We start from the raw sequence: 2,615 nt of genomic DNA, 5'->3' as shown, positions 1-2,615 counted from the left end.
TCGGTGCCCCGGCGGCCGGTGAGCACGATGTGCTCCACGCCGGTGCCCGCCAGCCAGCGGGCGACATGGCCGCCCAGGGCGCCCGTACCACCGGTGATCAGCGCGGCACCCCGGCCACGCCATGCAGCGGGCTCGTGCGCTGCCGGAGCCACACGGCTCAAGCGGCAACCCCACACGCCGGCGGGGCGGATCGCGAGCTGGTCCTCGCCGGTGGCGCCGGAGAGGACGCCCGCCAGCAATGCCTCGGCACACTCGTCCAGCGTCGCGGGCAGATCGATCAGACCACCCCAGCGATCGGGGTGTTCCAGGGCGACCACGCGGCCCAGACCCCACACCTCGGTCTGGTGGGGATCCACCACGTCACCGTCGACCACGTGGACCGCGCCACGGGTGACGGACCACAGCGGTGCGTAGGCCCCGGCCGCGCCGAGGGCCTGCACGAGCGTGACCGTCGCCTCGACCGTCAGCAAGGACACCACGCCCGCGACCGGAGCCAGGTCCGAAGCGGCGACCGGGGTCCCGGTCAGCTCCGCGACCGTCATCCTGCGTACGTCGGCCCCGGCCGCGCTCAGCGCGGCGACCACGTCCGCACCGCAAGGCACGCCCGACCCGTCACCCGGCTCGGTGATCACCCACCAGGTGCCGGACAGCCCCGGCCCGGCCGTCGCGGGAAGGCCGGTGACCGGCGTCCATGTGAGCTTGTACCGCCACCGGTCGGTGTCCGGCAGCTGCCGGGCCGCGCGCAGCCAGTAGCGCTCGCGCTGGAAGGCGTACGTCGGCAGGTCCACCTGCCGGGCCCCCGGGAACACCGTCGACCAGTCCACGTCGATGCCCCGGACGAACAGCCCGCCCAGCGCCGTCATCAGCGTGGCCGCCTCCGGGCGGCCGGGCCGCAGCGCCGGAACCCCGTCACCGTCGGCCAGCGACGACAGCGAGCCGTCGGGGCCCAGCTCCAGGAACGTCGCCGTACCCGACGCGCGCAGCGCGCCCAGCCCGTCGGCGAACCGTACGGTCCCGCGGACATGACGCACCCAGTACTCCGGCGAGCACAGCTCCTCCCCGGCCACCGCGCCAGTGACGTTCGAGACCACGGGAATGCCGGGGGCGCGGAACTCCACACTCTGGAGCACGTCGCCGAACTCGGCCAGCATGTCGTCCATCCGCGGCGAGTGGAACGCGTGGCTGACCCGCAGCCTGCGCGTCTTCACCCCGCGCAGCGTCATCGCGTCGACGACGGACCGCACCGCGTCCTCGTCACCGGACACCACCACCGACGACGGGCCGTTCACGGCGGCGATCGCCACCCGCTCGTCCAGCAGCGGCACGACGTCGGCCTCCGGTGCCGCGACGGACACCATCGCCCCGCCGGCCGGAAGCGCCTGCATCAGCCGGCCACGCGCCGCGACCACCTTCGCCGCGTCCGGCAGCGACCACACGCCCGCCACATGCGCGGCCGCCAGCTCGCCGATCGAATGACCGAGCAGATAGTCGGGCTTGACGCCCCACGAGGACACCAGACGGAACAACGCCACTTCGAGAGCGAACAAACCGGCCTGTGTGAAGACCGTCTCGCCCAGCAGACCGGCGTCCTCGCCCCACACCACCTCGGCGAGCGGCCGGTCGAGATGCGCGTCGAGCTCCGCGCACACCTCGTCCCACGCCCGCGCGAACACCGGGAACGCGGCGTAGAGCTCCCGGCCCATACCCAGCCGCTGGGAACCCTGACCGGCGAACAGCACACCCAGCCCGCCGGGCACCGGAACACCGGCGGCCGGCGAATCCAGGCCCTTGAGCAGCTCGTCGCGGTCCGCGCCCACGACCACCGCGCGGTGCGACAGCGCCGCGCGCGTGGACGCCAACGACCAGGCCACATCGACCGGATCGAGGCCCGGGTCGGCCTCGACGAACGACCGCAGCCGCTCGGCCTGCGCACGCAGCGCGGCCTCGCCCTCACCCGAGAGCACCCACGGCACCACCGGCAGCCCGGCCCGCTCCACCACGGGCGCGGCCGGTGCCTGCGGAGCCTGCTCCAGGACGACGTGGGCGTTGGTGCCGCTCACGCCGAACGCGGACACGCCGGCCCGCCGCGGCCTGTCGGCCCCGGGCCATTCCGCCTGCTCGGTGAGGAGTTCGACCGCGCCTGCGGTCCAGTCGACGTGCGGGGTGGGTTCGTCGACGTGGAGGGTCTGGGGCAGCACGCCGTGCCGCATCGCCAGCACCATTTTGATGACGCCGGCGACGCCGGCGGCGGCCTGGGTGTGGCCGATGTTGGACTTGATGGAGCCGAGGAGGAGGGGCTGTTCCCGGTCCTGGCCGTAGGTGGCGAGGAGTGCCTGGGCCTCGATGGGGTCGCCCAGGGTGGTGCCGGTGCCGTGTGCCTCCACGGCGTCGACGTCGGCCGCCGACAGACCCGCGTTGGCCAGTGCGGCGCGGATGACGCGTTGCTGGGACGGTCCGTTGGGGGCGGTGAGGCCGTTGGACGCGCCGTCCTGGTTGACTGCGGAGCCACGGACCACGGCGAGGACGCGGTGGCCGTTGCGCTCGGCGTCGGAGAGTCTTTCGACGAGGAGCATGCCGACGCCTTCGGAGAATCCGGTGCCGTCCGCGGCTCCGGC

General features: G+C 73.9%; 1 protein-coding gene. It reads right to left on the bottom strand.

From position 1 onward, the window contains the following. On the bottom strand, nucleotides 1-2,615 hold a 2,615-nt coding region (locus ABZ956_RS30430), incomplete at both ends, for a type I polyketide synthase (protein WP_361900733.1).

Origin of the sequence: Streptomyces sp. NPDC046261 (genome assembly GCF_040646235.1) — a bacterium.
GTDB lineage: Bacteria > Actinomycetota > Actinomycetes > Streptomycetales > Streptomycetaceae > Streptomyces.
The sequence above is the reverse complement of the archived record's forward strand: the minus strand, read 5'-3'. Positions and strand labels throughout refer to the sequence as shown.